This window comes from Shewanella waksmanii ATCC BAA-643, assembly GCF_000518805.1.
GTDB lineage: Bacteria > Pseudomonadota > Gammaproteobacteria > Enterobacterales > Shewanellaceae > Shewanella > Shewanella waksmanii.
The window spans coordinates 89,230-106,935 of record NZ_JAEH01000015.1; the positions used below are offsets into that span (position 1 = coordinate 89,230).

At 46.0% G+C, this 17,706-nt stretch carries 16 protein-coding genes and 1 pseudogene; 4 read left to right on the top strand and 13 right to left on the bottom strand.

Annotation, left to right across the window (positions count from 1 at the left end; all coding sequences use genetic code 11):
• Nucleotides 1–11 precede the first annotated feature (11 nt).
• Nucleotides 12–905 (top strand): cytidine deaminase, encoded by an 894-nt coding sequence (cdd, locus tag L865_RS0109320; RefSeq protein WP_028772986.1) that lies wholly within the window; start codon nt 12–14, stop codon nt 903–905.
• Nucleotides 906–988: 83 nt separating this feature from the next.
• Here the strand turns inward: cdd and L865_RS0109325 are convergent, their stop codons facing one another.
• From L865_RS0109325 to yceD, 11 genes and pseudogenes are all read right to left on the bottom strand, one after another.
• Nucleotides 989–1,867 (bottom strand): NAD(P)-dependent oxidoreductase, encoded by an 879-nt coding sequence (locus L865_RS0109325; protein WP_028772987.1) that lies wholly within the window; start codon nt 1,865–1,867, stop codon nt 989–991.
• A 130-nt stretch (nt 1,868–1,997) separates the two neighbouring features.
• Nucleotides 1,998–2,477, bottom strand: a complete 480-nt coding sequence (locus tag L865_RS0109330) for an acyl-CoA thioesterase (protein WP_028772988.1) — start codon at nt 2,475–2,477, stop codon at nt 1,998–2,000.
• An 87-nt stretch (nt 2,478–2,564) separates the two neighbouring features.
• On the bottom strand, nt 2,565–2,924 hold the full coding sequence (locus L865_RS0109335; RefSeq protein ID WP_028772989.1) for a hypothetical protein: 360 nt from the start codon (nt 2,922–2,924) through the stop codon (nt 2,565–2,567).
• A gap of 192 nt (nt 2,925–3,116) precedes the next feature.
• Nucleotides 3,117–4,358, bottom strand: coding sequence for a beta-ketoacyl-ACP synthase II (gene fabF, locus L865_RS0109340; protein WP_028772990.1), 1,242 nt, complete (start codon nt 4,356–4,358; stop codon nt 3,117–3,119).
• A gap of 322 nt (nt 4,359–4,680) precedes the next feature.
• Nucleotides 4,681–4,914 carry an acyl carrier protein gene (gene acpP, locus L865_RS0109345; protein WP_028772991.1) on the bottom strand — a complete coding sequence of 78 codons (234 nt, stop codon included), beginning with the start codon at nt 4,912–4,914 and terminating at the stop codon, nt 4,681–4,683.
• Nucleotides 4,915–5,074: 160 nt separating this feature from the next.
• Nucleotides 5,075–5,821 (bottom strand): 3-oxoacyl-ACP reductase FabG, encoded by a 747-nt coding sequence (gene fabG, locus L865_RS0109350; protein WP_028772992.1) that lies wholly within the window; start codon nt 5,819–5,821, stop codon nt 5,075–5,077.
• A 10-nt stretch (nt 5,822–5,831) separates the two neighbouring features.
• Entirely contained in the window at nt 5,832–6,758 is a 927-nt protein-coding gene (gene fabD, locus L865_RS0109355) for an ACP S-malonyltransferase (RefSeq protein WP_028772993.1), read from the bottom strand.
• Between the two features lie 44 nt (nt 6,759–6,802).
• Nucleotides 6,803–7,762, bottom strand: coding sequence for a beta-ketoacyl-ACP synthase III (locus L865_RS25490; RefSeq protein WP_028772994.1), 960 nt, complete (start codon nt 7,760–7,762; stop codon nt 6,803–6,805).
• A 9-nt stretch (nt 7,763–7,771) separates the two neighbouring features.
• Nucleotides 7,772–8,800, bottom strand: coding sequence for a phosphate acyltransferase PlsX (gene plsX / locus L865_RS25495; protein WP_028772995.1), 1,029 nt, complete (start codon nt 8,798–8,800; stop codon nt 7,772–7,774).
• Nucleotides 8,801–8,815: 15 nt separating this feature from the next.
• Complete coding sequence (gene rpmF, locus L865_RS25010; protein ID WP_012155726.1) at nt 8,816–8,986, bottom strand: 50S ribosomal protein L32; 171 nt, start codon at nt 8,984–8,986, stop codon at nt 8,816–8,818.
• A gap of 20 nt (nt 8,987–9,006) precedes the next feature.
• Nucleotides 9,007–9,528, bottom strand: a pseudogene (gene yceD, locus L865_RS23480) (23S rRNA accumulation protein YceD); the annotation flags it as partial.
• A 358-nt stretch (nt 9,529–9,886) separates the two neighbouring features.
• Between yceD and L865_RS0109375 the strand changes: the two are divergent.
• Both L865_RS0109375 and L865_RS23485 read left to right on the top strand, forming a co-directional pair.
• Complete coding sequence (locus L865_RS0109375; RefSeq protein ID WP_028772996.1) at nt 9,887–10,474, top strand: Maf family protein; 588 nt, start codon at nt 9,887–9,889, stop codon at nt 10,472–10,474.
• A 137-nt stretch (nt 10,475–10,611) separates the two neighbouring features.
• Complete coding sequence (locus tag L865_RS23485) at nt 10,612–11,955, top strand: sensor domain-containing diguanylate cyclase (protein ID WP_037470897.1); 1,344 nt, start codon at nt 10,612–10,614, stop codon at nt 11,953–11,955.
• Nucleotides 11,956–11,994: 39 nt separating this feature from the next.
• Here L865_RS23485 and L865_RS0109385 read toward each other — a convergent pair whose 3' ends face one another.
• On the bottom strand, nt 11,995–12,648 hold the full coding sequence (locus L865_RS0109385; protein ID WP_028772997.1) for an HAD-IA family hydrolase: 654 nt from the start codon (nt 12,646–12,648) through the stop codon (nt 11,995–11,997).
• Nucleotides 12,645–13,604 carry a 23S rRNA pseudouridine(955/2504/2580) synthase RluC gene (gene rluC, locus L865_RS0109390; RefSeq protein ID WP_028772998.1) on the bottom strand — a complete coding sequence of 320 codons (960 nt, stop codon included), beginning with the start codon at nt 13,602–13,604 and terminating at the stop codon, nt 12,645–12,647. Before rluC ends, L865_RS0109385 begins: the two co-directional genes overlap by 4 nt.
• 589 nt (nt 13,605–14,193) lie before the next feature.
• Here rluC and rne point away from each other — a divergent pair.
• On the top strand, nt 14,194–17,547 hold the full coding sequence (gene rne / locus L865_RS0109395; protein ID WP_028772999.1) for a ribonuclease E: 3,354 nt from the start codon (nt 14,194–14,196) through the stop codon (nt 17,545–17,547).
• The last annotated feature ends 159 nt before the right edge of the window (nt 17,548–17,706 follow it).

The window sequence follows — 17,706 nt, forward strand, 5'->3', positions numbered from 1 at the left end:
GGAACTGACGCATGCAAGACAGATTTATTCACTGCATCGCTAAGCTGCCAGCCTCGTTGCAAACCCATATTCTTCCCATATTGAACCAGGACTTTGCAGGTCATATCGACGCACAACAAATTGCTGAGTTATGCGGCGCCTGCAACATAACAGAAAAAGCGCTATTGTTGGCACTGCTGCCCGTTGCAGCAGCATTGGCCAAGCCGCCTACCAGCCAGTTTCATGTTGGCGCCATCGCCAAAGGTAAAAGTGGTGATATTTATATGGGCGCCAACCTCGAGCTAAACGGTGAAGCCCTGTTTCACTCTGTCCACGCCGAGCAAAGCGCCATTAGTCATGCATGGCTAAGTGGCGAGCAACAAATCGTCGATATTATTGTTAACGCGTCACCCTGTGGCCACTGTCGGCAGTTCATTAATGAACTGGTACAAGGGCAATCAGTTAATATTCACCTGCCAGAGCAGCCAAGTCAGCCATTGAGTCACTACCTGCCCTATGCCTTTGGCCCCAGTGACTTAGATATTACCGAAGCCTTGCTAAGTAAGCAGCAGCATCCGCTTGATTTTGATAGTGCTGATCCGATGATTATCGAGGCGCTAGATCATGCCAGCCTAAGCTACGCCCCCTACACCCACAGTTATGCTGCAGTGGTGTTGGAAACCCAAGACGGTCACACTTACTGTGGACGCTACGCAGAAAATGCCGCATTTAATCCGTCAATGATGCCGATGCAGATGGCGCTATCGACCTTAGTCCGTCACAACCGCGATTTTAGTGAAATAAAGCGTGCGGTACTGATAGAGTCAAGCCTAGGGAAAATATCTTTAGTGGGGGCGAGTATGGATGCCCTGCACGCGAGCGCTGCCGTAGAGTTGGAACACATTGTCATAGAAGCTAGCGAGTAGTCTGTGAGCCAGCAATAAAAAAGAGGTTGCTAAGCAACCTCTTTTTTCTATCTCCACCTTTCTACATTTGGTAAGGGAGTCAATTAGCTACGGCGATACTTTTCCAACCTAGCAAGTAAACTAGATGTGTCATAGCGATTGCCACCAATGCCTTGCACTTCTGAATAAAATTGATCAACCAGTGCCGTTAACGGCAAGTGAGAGCCATTACGGCGGGCCTCTTCAAGGGCGATTCCCAAATCTTTACGCATCCAGTCAACTGCAAAACCTAAGTTATACTCGCCTTGCCACATCGTTTGGTAACGGTTTTCCATCTGCCAAGATTGTGCTGCGCCTTTACTGATCACCTCAACCACTTTTTCCCCGTCTAACCCGGCGCTGCGGGCAAAGTGTAGACCTTCTGACAGTCCTTGAACAACACCAGCGATGCAAATTTGGTTAACCATTTTAGTTAGCTGCCCTGCTCCCACATCACCTAAACGCTCAGCACATTTTGCGTAGGCTGGCATAATTTGTTGCGCTTGAGCAAATGCCGACTCGCTGCCACCAATCATCACTGTCAATACGCCATTTTCAGCGCCGGCTTGACCACCAGAAACAGGGGCGTCGATAAACTCAACGGCTTGCTCTTTAGCAATGGCAGCAAGTTCCCTAGCAACATCTGCCGATGCGGTAGTATGATCTATCATCAAACTTCCGGCGTGCATACCGGCAAGCGCGCCCTCTTCACCCAATACGACAGATCGCAAGTCATCGTCATTGCCCACACAAATACAGACAAAGTCTTGCCCTTGAGCCGCTTGTTTTGGCGTGCTAAACGCTTGACCACCGTATTGTTCTGCCCAACCTTGCGCCTTAGAAAACGTCCGGTTATAGACTGACACATCATGTCCCTGTTTCACTAGGTGGCCGGCCATTGGATAACCCATTACCCCTAACCCTAAAAATGCTACCTTAGCCATAAATTATCCTTTAAATTTCAATTTGATGAGATTAAGTGAATCTATCATATTCGGTAGGTCTGCAACAATGCACCCGCGAGAGTCTATGGCGATATTAGCCATAAAAAATGGGCCGAAGCCCATTGATGAGTTATAGCGTTAAATGCGCTTCCATTTCGGAGCCGATCCGTTTACGCATATCCATTAACCGGATAGCTGACTCACGTAACTCTTTATCGGCGTCAGTAACAGGCACCCATTCAGGTACCTCGGTGGGTTGACCTGAATCATCAACCGCGACCATGATAACAATACAGTGAGTAGTTAGATGGCGTTCAGGATTTTTCGGATCGCCCGCTTTAACATCAATACCCAAATGCATTGAAGAGCGGCCGGTATAAATCACTTTAGCGCTGACTTCTACAATGTTGCCTACATGAATGGGTTTTACAAAACGAATACCGCCTGCATAAGCGGTAATGCAATATTTGCCGCTCCATGCTGCAGAACATGCATAGGCAGCTAAATCGATCCATTTCATGACCGCGCCACCATGGACTTTACCACCAAAGTTGACATCGGCAGGTTCTGCTAAAAAACGTAGGGTTATCTCTCTTTCTTTACCAGCCATTGTCTTCACTTGTTTAACTATTAATTGTGACTTTAGTGTACTGCATAATGATAGATACCCCTACCCAATCTGTATTGATTTAATCGATTAGCCTAAATAAGCCACTACACCGCAACCTAGCGCCATCACCGGCAACGCTAAGCGATACAACCAGACTTGCATACTGTCAGTTAAAAACCGCCCTAACTTAAATGCTGAATACGTTCCAAGTCCAGCCAGAAACAACATGAGCACTTCAACACCCGCAATGGTGTTGCTGTCGCCACCGGTATAAATAGCGGTAATAAGCAACATAAACCACACCGACGCAAAAGCGGCACTTGCTGAGGCAAAAGTCTTCATTCCTATAGTGCGTTTAAGTGTACTTTCCCCTCTAACAAGTTCATTTAAATTAGCGGCGATAGCGCCAATGAAAGGCATGATGGGTATAACTAGTGGATTTAGCATGATCGACTCCAAGATCAATAGGTAACGGCGAAAGTATCTCCTCATTCCACTAAATCAGCTACTGATTAATACCTCTATTAACAAAAGATCATCCAAGCGTCATCAGAGATTCATTCAGCTAACATTTGATTAGCTTTTGGCATAAAAAAAGCGCCTAAAGGCGCTTTATTTTAACGTAACTTAAGATCTGGCTTATTCAGCTTTTTTAAACAGCAATGAACCGTTTGTACCGCCAAAACCAAAGGAATTACACAACGCATAGTCAAACTGATGCGCCCGTGCCGTGTGTGGCACGAAATCTAAGTCGCAGCCTTCATCTGGGTTATCCAAATTCAATGTCGGAGGTACCATCTGATCTTTAAGTGCCAATAAGGTGATAATCGCTTCAACAGAACCGGCTGCACCTAATAAATGACCGGTCATTGATTTGGTTGAACTGACCAATAGATCATAAGCATGCTGCTCAAACACAGATTTAACTGCCGCAGCCTCAGCTTTATCACCTGCTGGTGTCGATGTGCCATGGGCATTAATGTAACCAATCGCTGTTTTTTCAATACCTGCGTCGTTGATTGCATTTTCCATTGCAGCAGCAGCGCCACTGCCGTCAGCTGGCGGCGAAGTCATATGGAAAGCATCGCCACTCATACCAAAGCCCACAAGCTCACCATAAATGGTCGCTCCACGCGCTTTAGCATGTTCATATTCTTCCATCACCATCACACCAGCGCCATCGCCTATCACAAAGCCGTCACGGTCTTTATCCCAAGGGCGACTCGCTTTGGTCGGGTCTTCATTACGTGTTGATAATGCTTTAGCTGAGCCGAAGCCACCTACGCCTAATGGGCAAGTCACATCTTCAGCGCCGCCGGCAACCATCACGTCAGCATCGCCATAGGCAATTGTACGGGCAGCAAAACCGATATTGTGTACGCCAGTTGTACATGCTGTAGTCACAGCGAAATTAGGCCCGGTCATGCCATACTTAATCGACAGATGACCAGCAATCATGTTGATAATGGTACTGGGAACAAAGAAAGGTGACACTTTACGCGGTCCGCCCTTCATCAACGCGGTATGATTTTGCTCAATCAGCCACATGCCACCCATGCCTGCACCCACTGCGGTACCGACTCGAGCTGGATTTTCTTTAGTCATATCAAGACCAGCATCTTCAATTGCTTGAATACCTGCTGCCATACCATACTGAATAAAGAGATCCATTTTACGTGCGTCTTTTTTCGACAAATACTGCTCTACGTCAAAATCTTTGACTGAGCCGCTAAAACGCGTAGTAAATTCACTGGCATCAAATTTAGTAATTGGGGCAATACCACTCTGGCCAGCAAGAAGTGCTTTCCATGAACTTTCAACGGTATTGCCTACAGGAGTGACTAACCCAAGACCTGTTACGACGACACGACGTTTTGACACGCTTCCACCTTATCTATATCTAATACCAATCAGTAAAAGAAGTTTATCTACTCAGAGCATTTTTTACGGCTCTGATACTGCGTTAAAGAACTTGCTCAAAGAACAACGATGTTGTTCATTCCTTGCCTTACCTCAAAACCGCTAAACTCTCGCTGAGCAATCAAATCTTTATGCTAATTGGTATGATTATCACAACAATTAAAAAGGTCTGCTGAAATAACCTATATCAGCCTAATGAGCATCTATTCACATTAGTCGACACTTTTTCAAATTTCAAACAAAAACAGGCGGCATATAGCCGCCTGTTTTCTAGAATTCAGAATTACTGATTCTTTGAAACGTAATCGATCGCTGCTTGAACAGTAGTGATCTTTTCTGCTTCTTCATCAGGAATCTCGGTATCAAACTCTTCTTCTAGAGCCATTACCAACTCGACGGTGTCCAGAGAATCTGCACCCAAATCGTCTACGAAAGATGCCGCTGGCTTAACGTCTTCTTCGTTAACACCTAGTTGCTCTACAATGATTTTCTTTACACGTTCTTCGATGTTGCTCATTAGTTTTCTTTCCTATTCAAATTACGCACTTGCGTAAGATTGCGAGTAGTTTATTCAATTTGACTCACAATGCAAGCTTAAGTTTTGTGGTCTAACCACGAAGCTTAGGTTTACATTGCCACAAAAACGACTCAATTCAAGTAGTTACCTACCAGATACCCTAAACCATGTACATCCCGCCATTTACATGCAGAGTTTCCCCTGTGATGTAAGCAGCTGAATCCGAGGCTAAAAATAGTACAGCGTTAGCAATCTCTTGCGCCTGACCTAATCTTTCCATCGGAACTTGCGACATAATACCTTGTTGCTGCTCTTCAGTCAGCTCATCTGTCATGTCTGTCTGAATAAATCCAGGAGCAATAGCATTCACTGTTATTTGACGAGATGCAACCTCCTTTGCAAGAGATTTTGTAAATCCAATCAAACCAGCCTTGGCCGCACAATAGTTAGACTGCCCTGGATTACCCATGGAGCCTACCACTGAGCCGATATTAATGATCCGACCATTACGCTTTTTCATCATCGGACGCATGACTTGCTTAGACGTACGATACAAAGAAGTGAGGTTAGTATCAATGATATCTGTCCATTCATCTTCTTTCATACGCATCAGCAGGTTATCGCGCGTAATACCAGCATTGTTGACTAGAATATCAACATCGCCAGCTTTTTCTTTGATCGAGGCAAATAATTGTGCCACTGATTCGCTATCAGTGACATTTAATACCATTCCGTGACCTTTATCACCCAAATAGGCTTGGATAGACTCAGCGCCGCGCTCACTGGTGGCGGTTCCCACAACAACGGCACCAGCTGAAACGAGTGTTTCGGCAACAGCACGACCAATACCACGGCTTGCACCGGTAACCAATGCAACTTTTCCTGTGAGATCTAACGTGAAACTCATGACGGCTCCTTTATTCAACCAATGCAGCTACACTAGCTACATCATTAATCGCTTTGCCTTTAAGCGATCGATTAATTCGTTTGCTTAGCCCAGTAAGTACCTTACCAGGACCAATTTCATAGACGTTCACTACGCCCTGCTCGGCGATTTGGCTAATAGTTTCAGACCACCTAACCGGGCAATATAGTTGACGCACAAGCGCATCTTTAATCGCTGCAACATCTTGATTGGTCGCCACGTCAACATTATTAATAATTTGCACTGCAGGTGTTTTAAACTCAATCTCACCTAGCGCCAGTGCCAACTTCTCTGCAGCGGGTTTCATTAGCTCACAATGCGACGGAACGCTAACAGGCAGCGCGACAGCCATTTTTGCACCGGCGGCTTTACAAGCATCAGCTGCGCGTTCCACTGCGGCTTTCTCACCCGCAATAACCACTTGGCCTGGACTATTGAAATTAACAGGGCTAACCACAGCACCATTAGCCGCATCATCACAGGCTTTCTGGATGGCTTCATTATCTAAACCTATAATGGCGTACATCGCACCGGTTCCAGCAGGTACTGCTTGCTGCATTAACTGGCCGCGTAACTCCACCAACTTAACCGCATCAACAAAATCAATCACACCGCCACAAACAAGTGCAGAGTACTCACCTAAACTGTGCCCGGCTAATACATCTGGTTTAGCCACACCAGCCGCTTCCAACGCGCGCCATATAGCAACGCTGGCTGTTAATAATGCTGGCTGTGTTTTATCGGTTTCATTTAAACGCTCTACAGGCCCTTCTTGGACAAGTGCCCAAAGATCATAACCAAGTGCTTCACTCGCCTGTGCGAACGTTTGTGCGACAACTTCATGCTCCGCCGCCAAATCAGCAAGCATACCCAAAGCTTGAGAGCCTTGGCCAGGAAATACATATGCCACTTTTTCCATTACGATACCTTTATATACTGTGTTCTATTTTGTTTTAAACAAGCTTAAAAACGTACTAAGGCACTGCCCCACGCAAAACCAGCACCAAATGCTTCTAATAACAACAGCTGACCACGTTGAATACGCCCATCTCTGACCGCTTCATCTAAGGCAATGGGTACTGAAGCTGCTGAAGTATTACCATGTTTTGCCAATGTCAGTACAACTTTATCTAAGCTCATGTCCAATTTTTTTGCTGTCGCTTTGATAATACGGAAATTTGCCTGATGAGGCACTAACCAATCAATCTCTGACTTATCAATTTGGTTAATGCGCAAAGTTTCAGTGACAACATGGGATAATTGCGTTACCGCAACTTTGAAAACATCATTGCCTTTCATTGTCATGTAGCCAACAGCTTCTGATGATTCCCCCGCGCGTGGTGGGAAAGAACACTTCAGTAGATCGCCTTGACTGCCATCAGCATAGATGTGAGTTGAAATAATACCTGGCTCTGTGGTGGCCCCTACAACCGCAGCACCGGCACCATCTCCAAATAAGATAATGGTCGAGCGGTCTTCTGGTTCACAAAGACGAGACAATACATCAGCGCCAATTACCAATACGTTTTTAGCAGCGCCGGTTTTAACAAACTGGTCTGCAACGCTTAGCGCATAGACAAACCCTGAGCAAGCAGCGGCAATATCAAAGGCGGGAATGGTTTTCACACCCAACATTGCCTGGATTTCACAGGCTGCGGCTGGAAATGCATTGCTCGCACTAGTGGTGCCACAAACAATCATGTCGATATCTTGTGGCGTTAAGCCTGCCATTTCTAACGCGTTAAGTGCTGCTTGATAGCCCATGGTGGCAACAGTTTCATTGTCTGCTGCAATACGGCGCTCTGAAATACCAGTTCGTTCAACAATCCATTGGTCACTGGTTTCGACCATTTGTTCTAAATCTTGATTGCTACGCACTTGCGCTGGCAAATAACTGCCAGTACCGAGAATTTTTGTATGCATAAGGAGATATCAGCTATTAATGTCTAAAAGAATCGACTCGAGACGTTGTTCAATCATCTGCGGAAGCCGACGTTGCGCTTCGGTCACTGCTAAACTAATTGCTTGTATAAAAGCAGCTTCATCGGCGCTTCCATGACTTTTTACTGCAATTCCGCGCAATCCTATCAGACTTGCACCATTATAGTGGTCGGGGTTCATCTGATTTAAAACACTATTTATACGTGGCGCAATGAGTTTGGCCATCAGGCGTACAAAAAAGCCTTGGGTGAGTCCGTGTTTTAATTGATGGACCAAAAGCTTAGCAATGCCTTCAGAAGTCTTAAGGGTAATATTACCGACAAAACCGTCACACACTATGACATCGACTTTACCTGAGTAAATGTCATCGCCTTCGATAAAACCTTGGTAATTAATTTGCGGGGTACTTTGTAGCAATTGCCCAGCTTGCTGCACTTGGTCATTGCCTTTGATCTCTTCAATGCCAACGTTCAGCAACGCCACTTGAGGTTGGCTATTATTGTCAACGGCTTCGCTCAACACTGAGCCCATAACCGCAAACTGGAATAACGTCTCGCTGCAACAGGACACATTTGCGCCCAAATCTAACAAATAAACCGGTTTACCGTTAACTGACGGTAAGCAACTCACCAAAGCAGGTCTATCGATACCTGACAGGGTCTTAAGCAACACTTTTGATATCGCCATCAAGGCACCGGTATTGCCCGCGCTAACACAAGCCTGTGCCCGTCCATCACGCACCAACTCAATTGCGATACGCATAGAGCTTTGTTTGCGATTACGCAATGCATGTACTGGGCGATCTGACATGGAGACCACTTCGGTGGTGTGGATCAATTCGATTCGTTGACGGATGTCGTCTTCAGCACCACTTAGCAGTGGACTGATTTGGTCTTGATGACCTACAAGAATAACTTTTAGGAAAGGATATAAGCGAAGTGCCTGCAAGGTTGCAGGCACTGTGATGTGAGGGCCATGATCGCCCCCCATCGCATCTAACGCAAGCGTCAGATCAGTCATTAAGAAATCAACAAATTACTTGTTGATAACCTTTTGACCACGGTAGAAACCGTCCGCAGTCACGTTGTGACGACGGTGTAGTTCACCACTCGTTGCATCCACAGATAGTTGAGCAGTGCTCAATGCATCGTGTGAACGGCGCATACCGCGCTTTGAACGAGATTTTTTATTCTGTTGTACAGCCATTTGACCTGTCTCCTAGATTGCTTGCTCTTCAGTTTTTCTAACACTGCAAACGGATTTGGACGCTCCTCTTGAGCGGGTTCAATCTCGCCTACGACTATATCTTGATCACCTTTGCTGCAATTTTCATCAGCATGCATTGGGATCAAAGGCATAGCGACTATCAATTCATCTTCAATCAATTGATGCAGACGAACTTCACCTATCTCATTGCACTCAATAGGGTCATACGCATCCGGGAGCTCATCGATTTCTGCCTCAGTCCCGCAAGGGCTAAAACAAAAGTCGACCGTAACCTCCGTGGTAAATAGCGTCATGCAGCGTTGACAATTCAGAGTGAGCTCCGTCACAGCCTTCCCTTTCAGGTAGACTATCCCCTGTATATCTACACCACATTCAAGCGACACTGCCACTTCGGAACAGTCGCCGGCACATAACTCATTTAATCGTTTCAGCTGCGTACCAGGAATCAAGCCTTCATAAGAAGCCTTGCTCGCTGCCGCGCGTGTTGGATCAATTGAAACCGGTATCTTTACTGTTTGCATAAGGCGCGCATATTATAGTTTGAATTACTCAGAGTCAAAGGAAAATTTATCCCTATCAATGATCGAGTTAACGATTCCTTTAAAACTGACCCTGACATCAAAAATTAGTCGGAGCAAAATTCTACCCAAGCGTACCGAGATACTCAAGCCCCAAAGCCGCTAAATAAGTACGATTCGGTTAAAATTTCGCTATATAAAGCACAGATAGTCAGCAGTTAATCAACTACGGAGATTTCCAGCCTATCAACAAGTTTAGCTAAGCTGTTATTTTTGTCATCATCGAGACTGCCAATATCGAATAATTAGTGGCAATATTAGCCTCAAACTTTCTGACACTGATAATAAACAGGCTCATTTCATGGCTGCATCAATCATTTTGGCTTCAACCTCACCTTTCAGAAAAGCGTTGCTGGAAAAGTTACAGATAAGCTTTGACACTTTCGCGCCAGAGGTTGATGAATCACCGCTATCAGGAGAAAGCGCTGAGCAGTTAGTGGCCAGATTGGCCCGTGCTAAAGCGCAAGCTGCAAATGGCCACTTTAATAGCGGTTTGGTTATAGGCTCAGACCAAGTCGCGGTAATTGATGGTCAAATCATCGGCAAGCCGCATACTGAGACCAATGCATGCAAACAACTGCAAGCGGCCTCAGGCAAACATGTCACCTTTTATACCGGCCTGTCCCTATACAATCTTGCCACCCAACAGAGCCAAACGCTGGTAGAGCCTTTCGATGTGCACTTTAGAACGTTAAGTGACCAACAGATTGCTGCTTACGTTCGTAAAGAGCAGCCACTGTATTGTGCTGGCAGTTTTAAGTGCGAAGGACTAGGCATTGCATTGTTTGAACGTTTAGAGGGCAAGGACCCAAATACCTTAATCGGTCTGCCTTTGATCAGTTTGATATCGCTATTGGCAAATGAAGGCGTTGATATTCTCACCCATTAAGCCAAGCAGATTTAAGCCACGCAAGTGCTGACTATGGTCTAAAATTAAGCTAACAATAATCGCTGCATTACTACCACTAGATTGACCATCTGGTTTCAATATTTTGTTTATGTGCAGCTTTTTTTAATAGCAGGGTTATGACCGATACAGAAGAAGCGCTGGCATTGTTAGCCGCGCCATGTACAGACGAACGATTTTTCCAACGCGCGCTTAAAGCACTGGCTCTGGTGACTCAATGTCGCTGGGCTGCGTTTGGACGTCCAGCACAAACGCCGGGAAAAGCAGAAGTCATTGCCTTTTGCGATTTAAAGCAAGCGGTACCTGGTTTTCAGTTTGATCTTAAAGGCTCACCCTGCGAAACCATCTACCAGTTACGCTACCCCGATACCCATATTTTGTATCACAGCAACCTACAACAACACTTTCCTGATTTTCAGCTCATTAAAGATTTAGGCGCGCAGAGCTATCAGGCTGAGCTGATATTAGACGACGATGGTAAACCATTAGGCCACATATTAGTCATGGACCCGTTGCCACAAACAACGTCTGTGAAGTCGAATGAATTTTTTAGATTATTAGCCCAACGAATTGGTGTTGAGTACAAGCGGCTCCTTATGAGACAGCAACTCAACATGCACCAAGAGATCATTGCCACTACTCAACACTTAATGTCATTTGTAAGCGACAGTTTTGAGTATCAAATCATATCTCAGGGGTATGAAACACTATTTGGGCTGCCTCGCGAGAAGATCATCGGACAGCACGTCGCTGACATTCATGGCAAGGAGATATTTGAAACGCGGCTAAGGCCACTGCTAGAGCGTAGCCTAAATGGCGAGACGGTGAATACCGAAACCGTCATTCAGCCGCCAAACTTAAATCACCCTATTTACTTAAACGTATTGCATACGCCCTTTTTAAATGAGCAAGGTAAAGCCACTGGTGTCATTATCTCCGCCCACAACATTACCAAGCTCAATCAATTGCAAAAGCAAACAGAGTACTTGGCCTATCATGACAGTTTAACCGGGTTACCTAACCGGCTGTCGCTATTTAATCACCTTAGCCAGTTGCTCCCGATCTCATCCCCACAGCGAGTCGCTGTGATCTACTTAGATTTGGATGAGTTTAAGTTGGTTAACGACCAACATGGCCACCATGGTGGCGATCAGATCCTTAGCCAAGTTGGCCGTATTATCGCAGAGCAACTGCAGCAGCATGATTTTGCCGCCCGAATTGGTGGCGATGAGTTCGTGATTGTTAAACATTTTGAGTCGCACATGGATACTGATGAGATGTTAAAGCATCAATTGGCGCAATTAGTCAGTGTGATGCAACAATTGCAGCTGGGCGATCAATCTCTACCGATAAATGCGAGTTGGGGAATACATTGGGTGAACGAAAATGAAAACGACGTATCAACACTGCTAAGCAATGCCGATACGCGTATGTATCAAAACAAGCGAGCTAAAGTTCTGTAATAGCAACAACGGCCAAGCTCAGCATTAATAACAGTATGATTAAGCGGCGAGAATAACATCCAACAATTGCATAGGCGCATCCACAATCGCCTTGGGTGCAACTGTAGCTAACTTATCGCGACTATGGGCACCGTAACTTACCCCAATAGCATCTATGCCAGCACTGTGTGCCATGTTCATATCATGCACAGAGTCACCAATCATTACTGCGCGCGCTGCCGGTACGTCAAGCTGAAGTAATAATTGCTGTAACATTTGCGGATGGGGCTTACTTTTTGCTTCATCAGCGCAGCGACTAGCAACAAAATGCTGTCCAAGTCCGGTAGCACTTAACACTCTATCTAGGCCCGCACGCGCTTTTCCTGTGGCAACGGCCAACTGATGATCTGCCGCCTTGAGTTGCAGCAACACCTGTTCAGCACCGGAGAAAAGTGGGCTAGGCATTTTATTTAGTGACAAATATTGCTGGCGATAAACATCAACCATCTGCTGGCGCAGTTCATTGTCAGCATGAGGATGTAACACGTTTAACGCTTCTTGCATCGATAAGCCAATAATATCTCGCACAGCCTGCTCACTGGGCTCAATGACCTCTAACGTGCGGGCAGTTTGCTGCATACAGGCAACAATTTTACCAACCGAATCCATTAAGGTGCCATCCCAGTCAAAAATCACTAAATCATACTGCTTCATAGGGCGAGCAACTTAGTTAATAGTTGCTGCAGCGGTTTATCCATGGGCGCTTTAACCTGCATCACCTCTTCGGTCACCGGGTGGGTGAAACGAAGTTGTGCAGCATGTAAAAATAATCGATTTAAACCTAGTGCACGCATACTGTCATCAAACTTTTGCTCGCTGTACTTTTCATCGCAAGCGATAGGATGACCAGCATATTGACAGTGAACACGAATCTGATGCGTTCTTCCCGTGACAGGGCTAGCTTGAACCAAGGTAGCACCTTGATATCGTTGTTGGATTTTAAAGCGCGTTTCTGAAGGTTTACCTTCTTGGTTGACCCGTACGATGCGCTCACCAGATTTCAACGTTAATTTCAGTAGCGGCGCATTAATCATTTTGACGTGTTTTTGCCAATCACCACGCACGAGTGCCAGGTAATCTTTTTGCATCTTTTTATAACGCAGCTGGTCATGAAGATGTTTTAGGGCGCTGCGCTTTTTGGCAATCAGTAGTACGCCAGAGGTTTCTTTGTCTAAGCGATGCACAAGTTCAAGGAACTTTTGCTGCGGACGTAGCGAGCGCATCGCTTCAATCACACCAAAATCAACACCACTACCGCCGTGAACGGCGATGCCAGACGGCTTATTCAGTACAATAATCGCCTTATCTTCAAATATGATGCGTTCTTCTAACTGAGCCACTTTTGTCAACTTGGCATTAGGCGCTGGTTTATCATCACCTTTAGAGACTCGCACAGGCGGAATACGGACGATGTCACCGTCTTGCAATTTATACTCTGGTTTGATGCGCTTTTTATTAACTCTGACCTCACCCTTACGAATGATCCGGTAGATCATGCTTTTGGGCACACCTTTGAGTTTGGTTAATAAAAAATTATCGATGCGTTGTTCAACATGGTCTTCATCAATAGTAACCAGTTGCACTTTAAGGTTGGATTGTTCGTTATTCATGCTACGCCTTGCCTTTTGCTAGACGCGCATTGTACATCAACAATAACTTTTGTGCCTTTCCATTTGCTGATTTTATAGATTATTGCTATATTTCCACGGCAGTTGGGGATAATGAGTGAATAAAGTGTTCACAAACCCACAACTCAAAGGCGAAAAAACGGAGACTAAAAGTCTTTTTATTATGTCGCAAATGATTGATTTGCAGGTCGTTATTTAATATAAAACCGAAAAAACGAGTTTTAACGGCTAAACAAAATAAAAAGCCACATAGAGTGTGGTTTCTCCGTCAATGCCTCCCAAAAATTCGAAGATTAATTTTAACTAGTCGTCAGACAAACACTTTCGATTTTTGGCATTACTGGAACGTACATTAGAATTTATGGGGTTGGTTGACGTTTTACAACGAATTCCTTGTTTTTATAAACTTTAAAAATTAAGCCATAAATAGGATGCGACACGCAGCGAATGCGTCTAACTTTATCAGCGCACCTTTGCCTAGAGCCCTGCCGCGAGGCGGAGATATGCTCTTGGGCCCGTAATGCACCGAAAATTTGTCTGGTGACCCTCATTTAAGAAGAATGACGTCATCATGAAACGGATGTTAATCAATGCAACTCAGTCTGAAGAGTTGCGCGTTGCCCTAGTTGATGGGCAACAACTGTATGACCTAGATATCGAAAGCCCTGGTCATGAGCAGAAAAAAGCTAACATTTACAAAGGTAAAATTACCCGCGTAGAACCTTCTCTAGAAGCTGCATTTGTCGACTACGGTGCAGAGAGACATGGCTTTTTACCCCTAAAAGAAATTGCCCGCGAATACTTCCCTAAAGGTTATTCTTTCCAAGGCCGCCCAAGTATTAAAGAGGTGGTAAAAGAAGGCCAAGAAGTCATTATCCAAATCGATAAAGAAGAGCGTGGCAACAAAGGTGCCGCACTGACCACCTTTATCAGTTTAGCGGGTTCTTACCTTGTACTAATGCCAAATAACCCGCGTGCGGGTGGCATTTCTCGACGCATTGAAGGCGACGAGCGTACCGAACTAAAAGCAGCGATTGCAGAGCTTGATGTCCCTCAAGGTATGGGACTGATTGTGCGTACCGCTGGTGTTGGTAAAGATGCAGCAGAGCTAAAATGGGACCTAAAAGTGCTACAGCACCACTGGGCCGCCATTAAAGAAGCCGCTGACAGCCGCCCAGCTCCATTCTTAATCCATCAAGAAAGCAACGTTATTGTACGTGCTATTCGTGATTACTTACGTCGTGATGTCGGTGAAGTTCTCATCGATCACCCACGTATTTATGAGCAGGCTAAACAACACGTATCTCTTGTTCGTCCAGATTTCGTTGAGCGTATCAAACGCTACGAAGCTGAAGTGCCACTGTTCACTCACTTCCAAATTGAAACCCAAATTGAATCGGCGTTCCAACGCGAAGTACGCCTGCCATCAGGTGGTTCAATTGTTATCGACCCAACTGAAGCACTCACTTCAATTGATATCAACTCCGCCCGTGCTACAAAAGGCGGCGATATTGAAGAAACGGCTCTAAATACTAACCTTGAAGCGGCAGACGAAATTGCTCGTCAACTTCGCCTACGCGACTTGGGCGGCCTAGTGGTTATCGACTTTATCGATATGACCCCAGTGCGCCATCAACGTGAAGTTGAAAACCGCATGCGTGATGCTGTCCACCATGACCGTGCTCGCGTACAACTAGGTCGTATCTCTCGATTTGGTTTGATGGAGATGTCACGCCAACGCCTACGCCCATCATTAGAAGAGTCTGCTGCGCATTTGTGCCCTCGCTGTCATGGTCAAGGTACCATTCGCGGCACCGAATCACTGGCGCTGTCTATTCTTCGACTTATGGAAGAAGAAGCCATTAAAGAGAATACATCGCAAATTGAAGCGATTGTGCCTGTTGATGTTGCTGCATTCCTACTTAACGAAAAGCGTAAAGCCATTCGCATTACTGAGCAGCGCCACGACGTTGAAGTGTATGTGATTCCAGATCCGAACATGACAACACCTGACTATCGTGTTGTGCGCCATCGCAAAGACGATGAGATTAGCGAATCAAGCTACAAACTATTAGATCAACCAGAAGCTAAGCTTTATGAGCCACGTAAACTTGAGCGTGCGGCACCACCAGAGCCAGCACTGAAAGGTTTTTCAGCACCAAAACAAGCGAGTCCTGCACCAAAACCAGCGGCGGCACCTGCTGCTAAACAAGACGCAGAGCCAGGTCTAATTGCTAAGTTGTTTGCTGCAATAGGCTCACTATTTGGTGGCGGTGAAGACAAGAAAGAGGAAGAAGAGAAAAAGCCTCAGCCTCGTCGTAACAGCCAAAACCGCAATGGTCGTCGTAACAACCGTAATAATCGCCGTAACGAACGTCGTGACAATGACAAGAAAGACGGTGAAGACAAACGTAGTCGCAATGCTAAGCCTGACGACAAAGACAGCCGTCAAGCCAAAGATAAAAAGGACAACAAACGTCCTAAGCGTAATGACAACCGTAATAAAAATCGCAATGAAGCCCCTACTGACGAAGCACAAGAGATCTCGCCAAAGCAAGAAGCGGCCAGAGAACGTCGTCAGCGTCGTAATATGCGCAGAAAAGTACGCATAGAAAACGAGCAAAAAGGTGAAGTTGCAGCAGATACTGCGCAAGTTGATGCTAAGCCTGCGGCTGACAAGCCAAAAGTACAAGCTGAGACTGACAAGGCGCCACGTCCTAAGCGTCAGCCACGTAAGAAGCCTAAGCAAGAAAAAGCTGAACAAGCGGATACCAATGTTGAAGTCGATACTGCAGCCACTGAAGATACGAATGTAGCAACTCAGCAGCCTACAAAAGTTGAAGCACCAAAGGTAGAGGCAGAGCAAGCTGCAGTAGAAGCTGTAGTGAGCGATGATAATTCTGACAGCACTGAGCAAGGCGATAAGAAAGAGCCACGCGAAGGTCAACGTCGTAGCCGTCGTAGTCCGCGTCATCTGCGTGCTGCAGGTCAACGTCGTCGTAGAGATGAAGACGTTGAAACTAGCGATGCACCTGCCGCTTTCGTCCCTAATGATGTTGAGCTAGAGCAGCAAAGCAATGATACTGCGCCAGAAGCGACTGAAACAGCTGTAGTTGCAGCTGAAGAAGTTGTTACTGAGCAGCCGAAAGTTGAAAGCGAGCCGGCAGCTGAGCCAACTAGTGTTGAGCCGATTGTTAGTGTTGAAGAGAAACCTAAGCGTTCACGTCGCACTGCAAAGTCAGCAAGTTCATCTTCCGCGTCTAGCGCAACGGCAACCTCACCTGCAAAAGTGGCTGTGGTTCCTGTTGAAGAAGCGCCTGTTGAAGTCACCACTGACAGCGTCGAAGCGGTGGCAGTGACTGAGCCTTCAGCAAAAGCAGAGCCTGCAGCAGAGCAAGCCCCTGCCGCGAAAGCAGAACCTTCAGTGCAAGAAGAGCCCTCAGCAAAAGAGGAGCCTTCAGCGCATAAAGAGCCTTCAGCACAGGAAGAGCCAGCAGTGAGTGAAGCACCCGTAGCGAAAGCAGAACCTGCAGTGACTGAAGCGCCTGCTGCTGAAACGCCTGCTGCTCCGGAGCCAGCTGCACCAGCTGAAGAAGTGGTTGCTACTGCTCAAGCGCCTAAGCAAGAGAAGCACGCATCTGCACCTATGGCTAAGCCACAAATTGCTATGCCAGCGGCGGCCGAACAAGCGCCAAAAGCAGCTGTTAGCGCTGCGCCAAAGGCTGCGACATCAAGTGCCAAAGCCACTAGCCGATTCGGCACTATGGTCAGTTCAACAACGACCAAGCCAGCAGTCGGTACTCCTGAAAATGTTGATACGCCAACAGGTCGTCAATATTCAGCACAAGCGGCTGCAAGTGCACCGACTAAAAGCGGTTTAGTCTCTGCAGCTGATTCAGCTAATTCAGAAACGACCAAAGCATAACGTTTAAATAACTGTCTAGTCCTAAAATAGGTTGACGGTTTTTATTAAGCCAGTTGGTATTCCCAACTGGCTTTTTCATGCACCTCATTTGGGGTTTTCATTCCTAAACTAAGGTGCGGCCGTAATTGATTATAAATCTCTATCGATTCCTTGATTAAA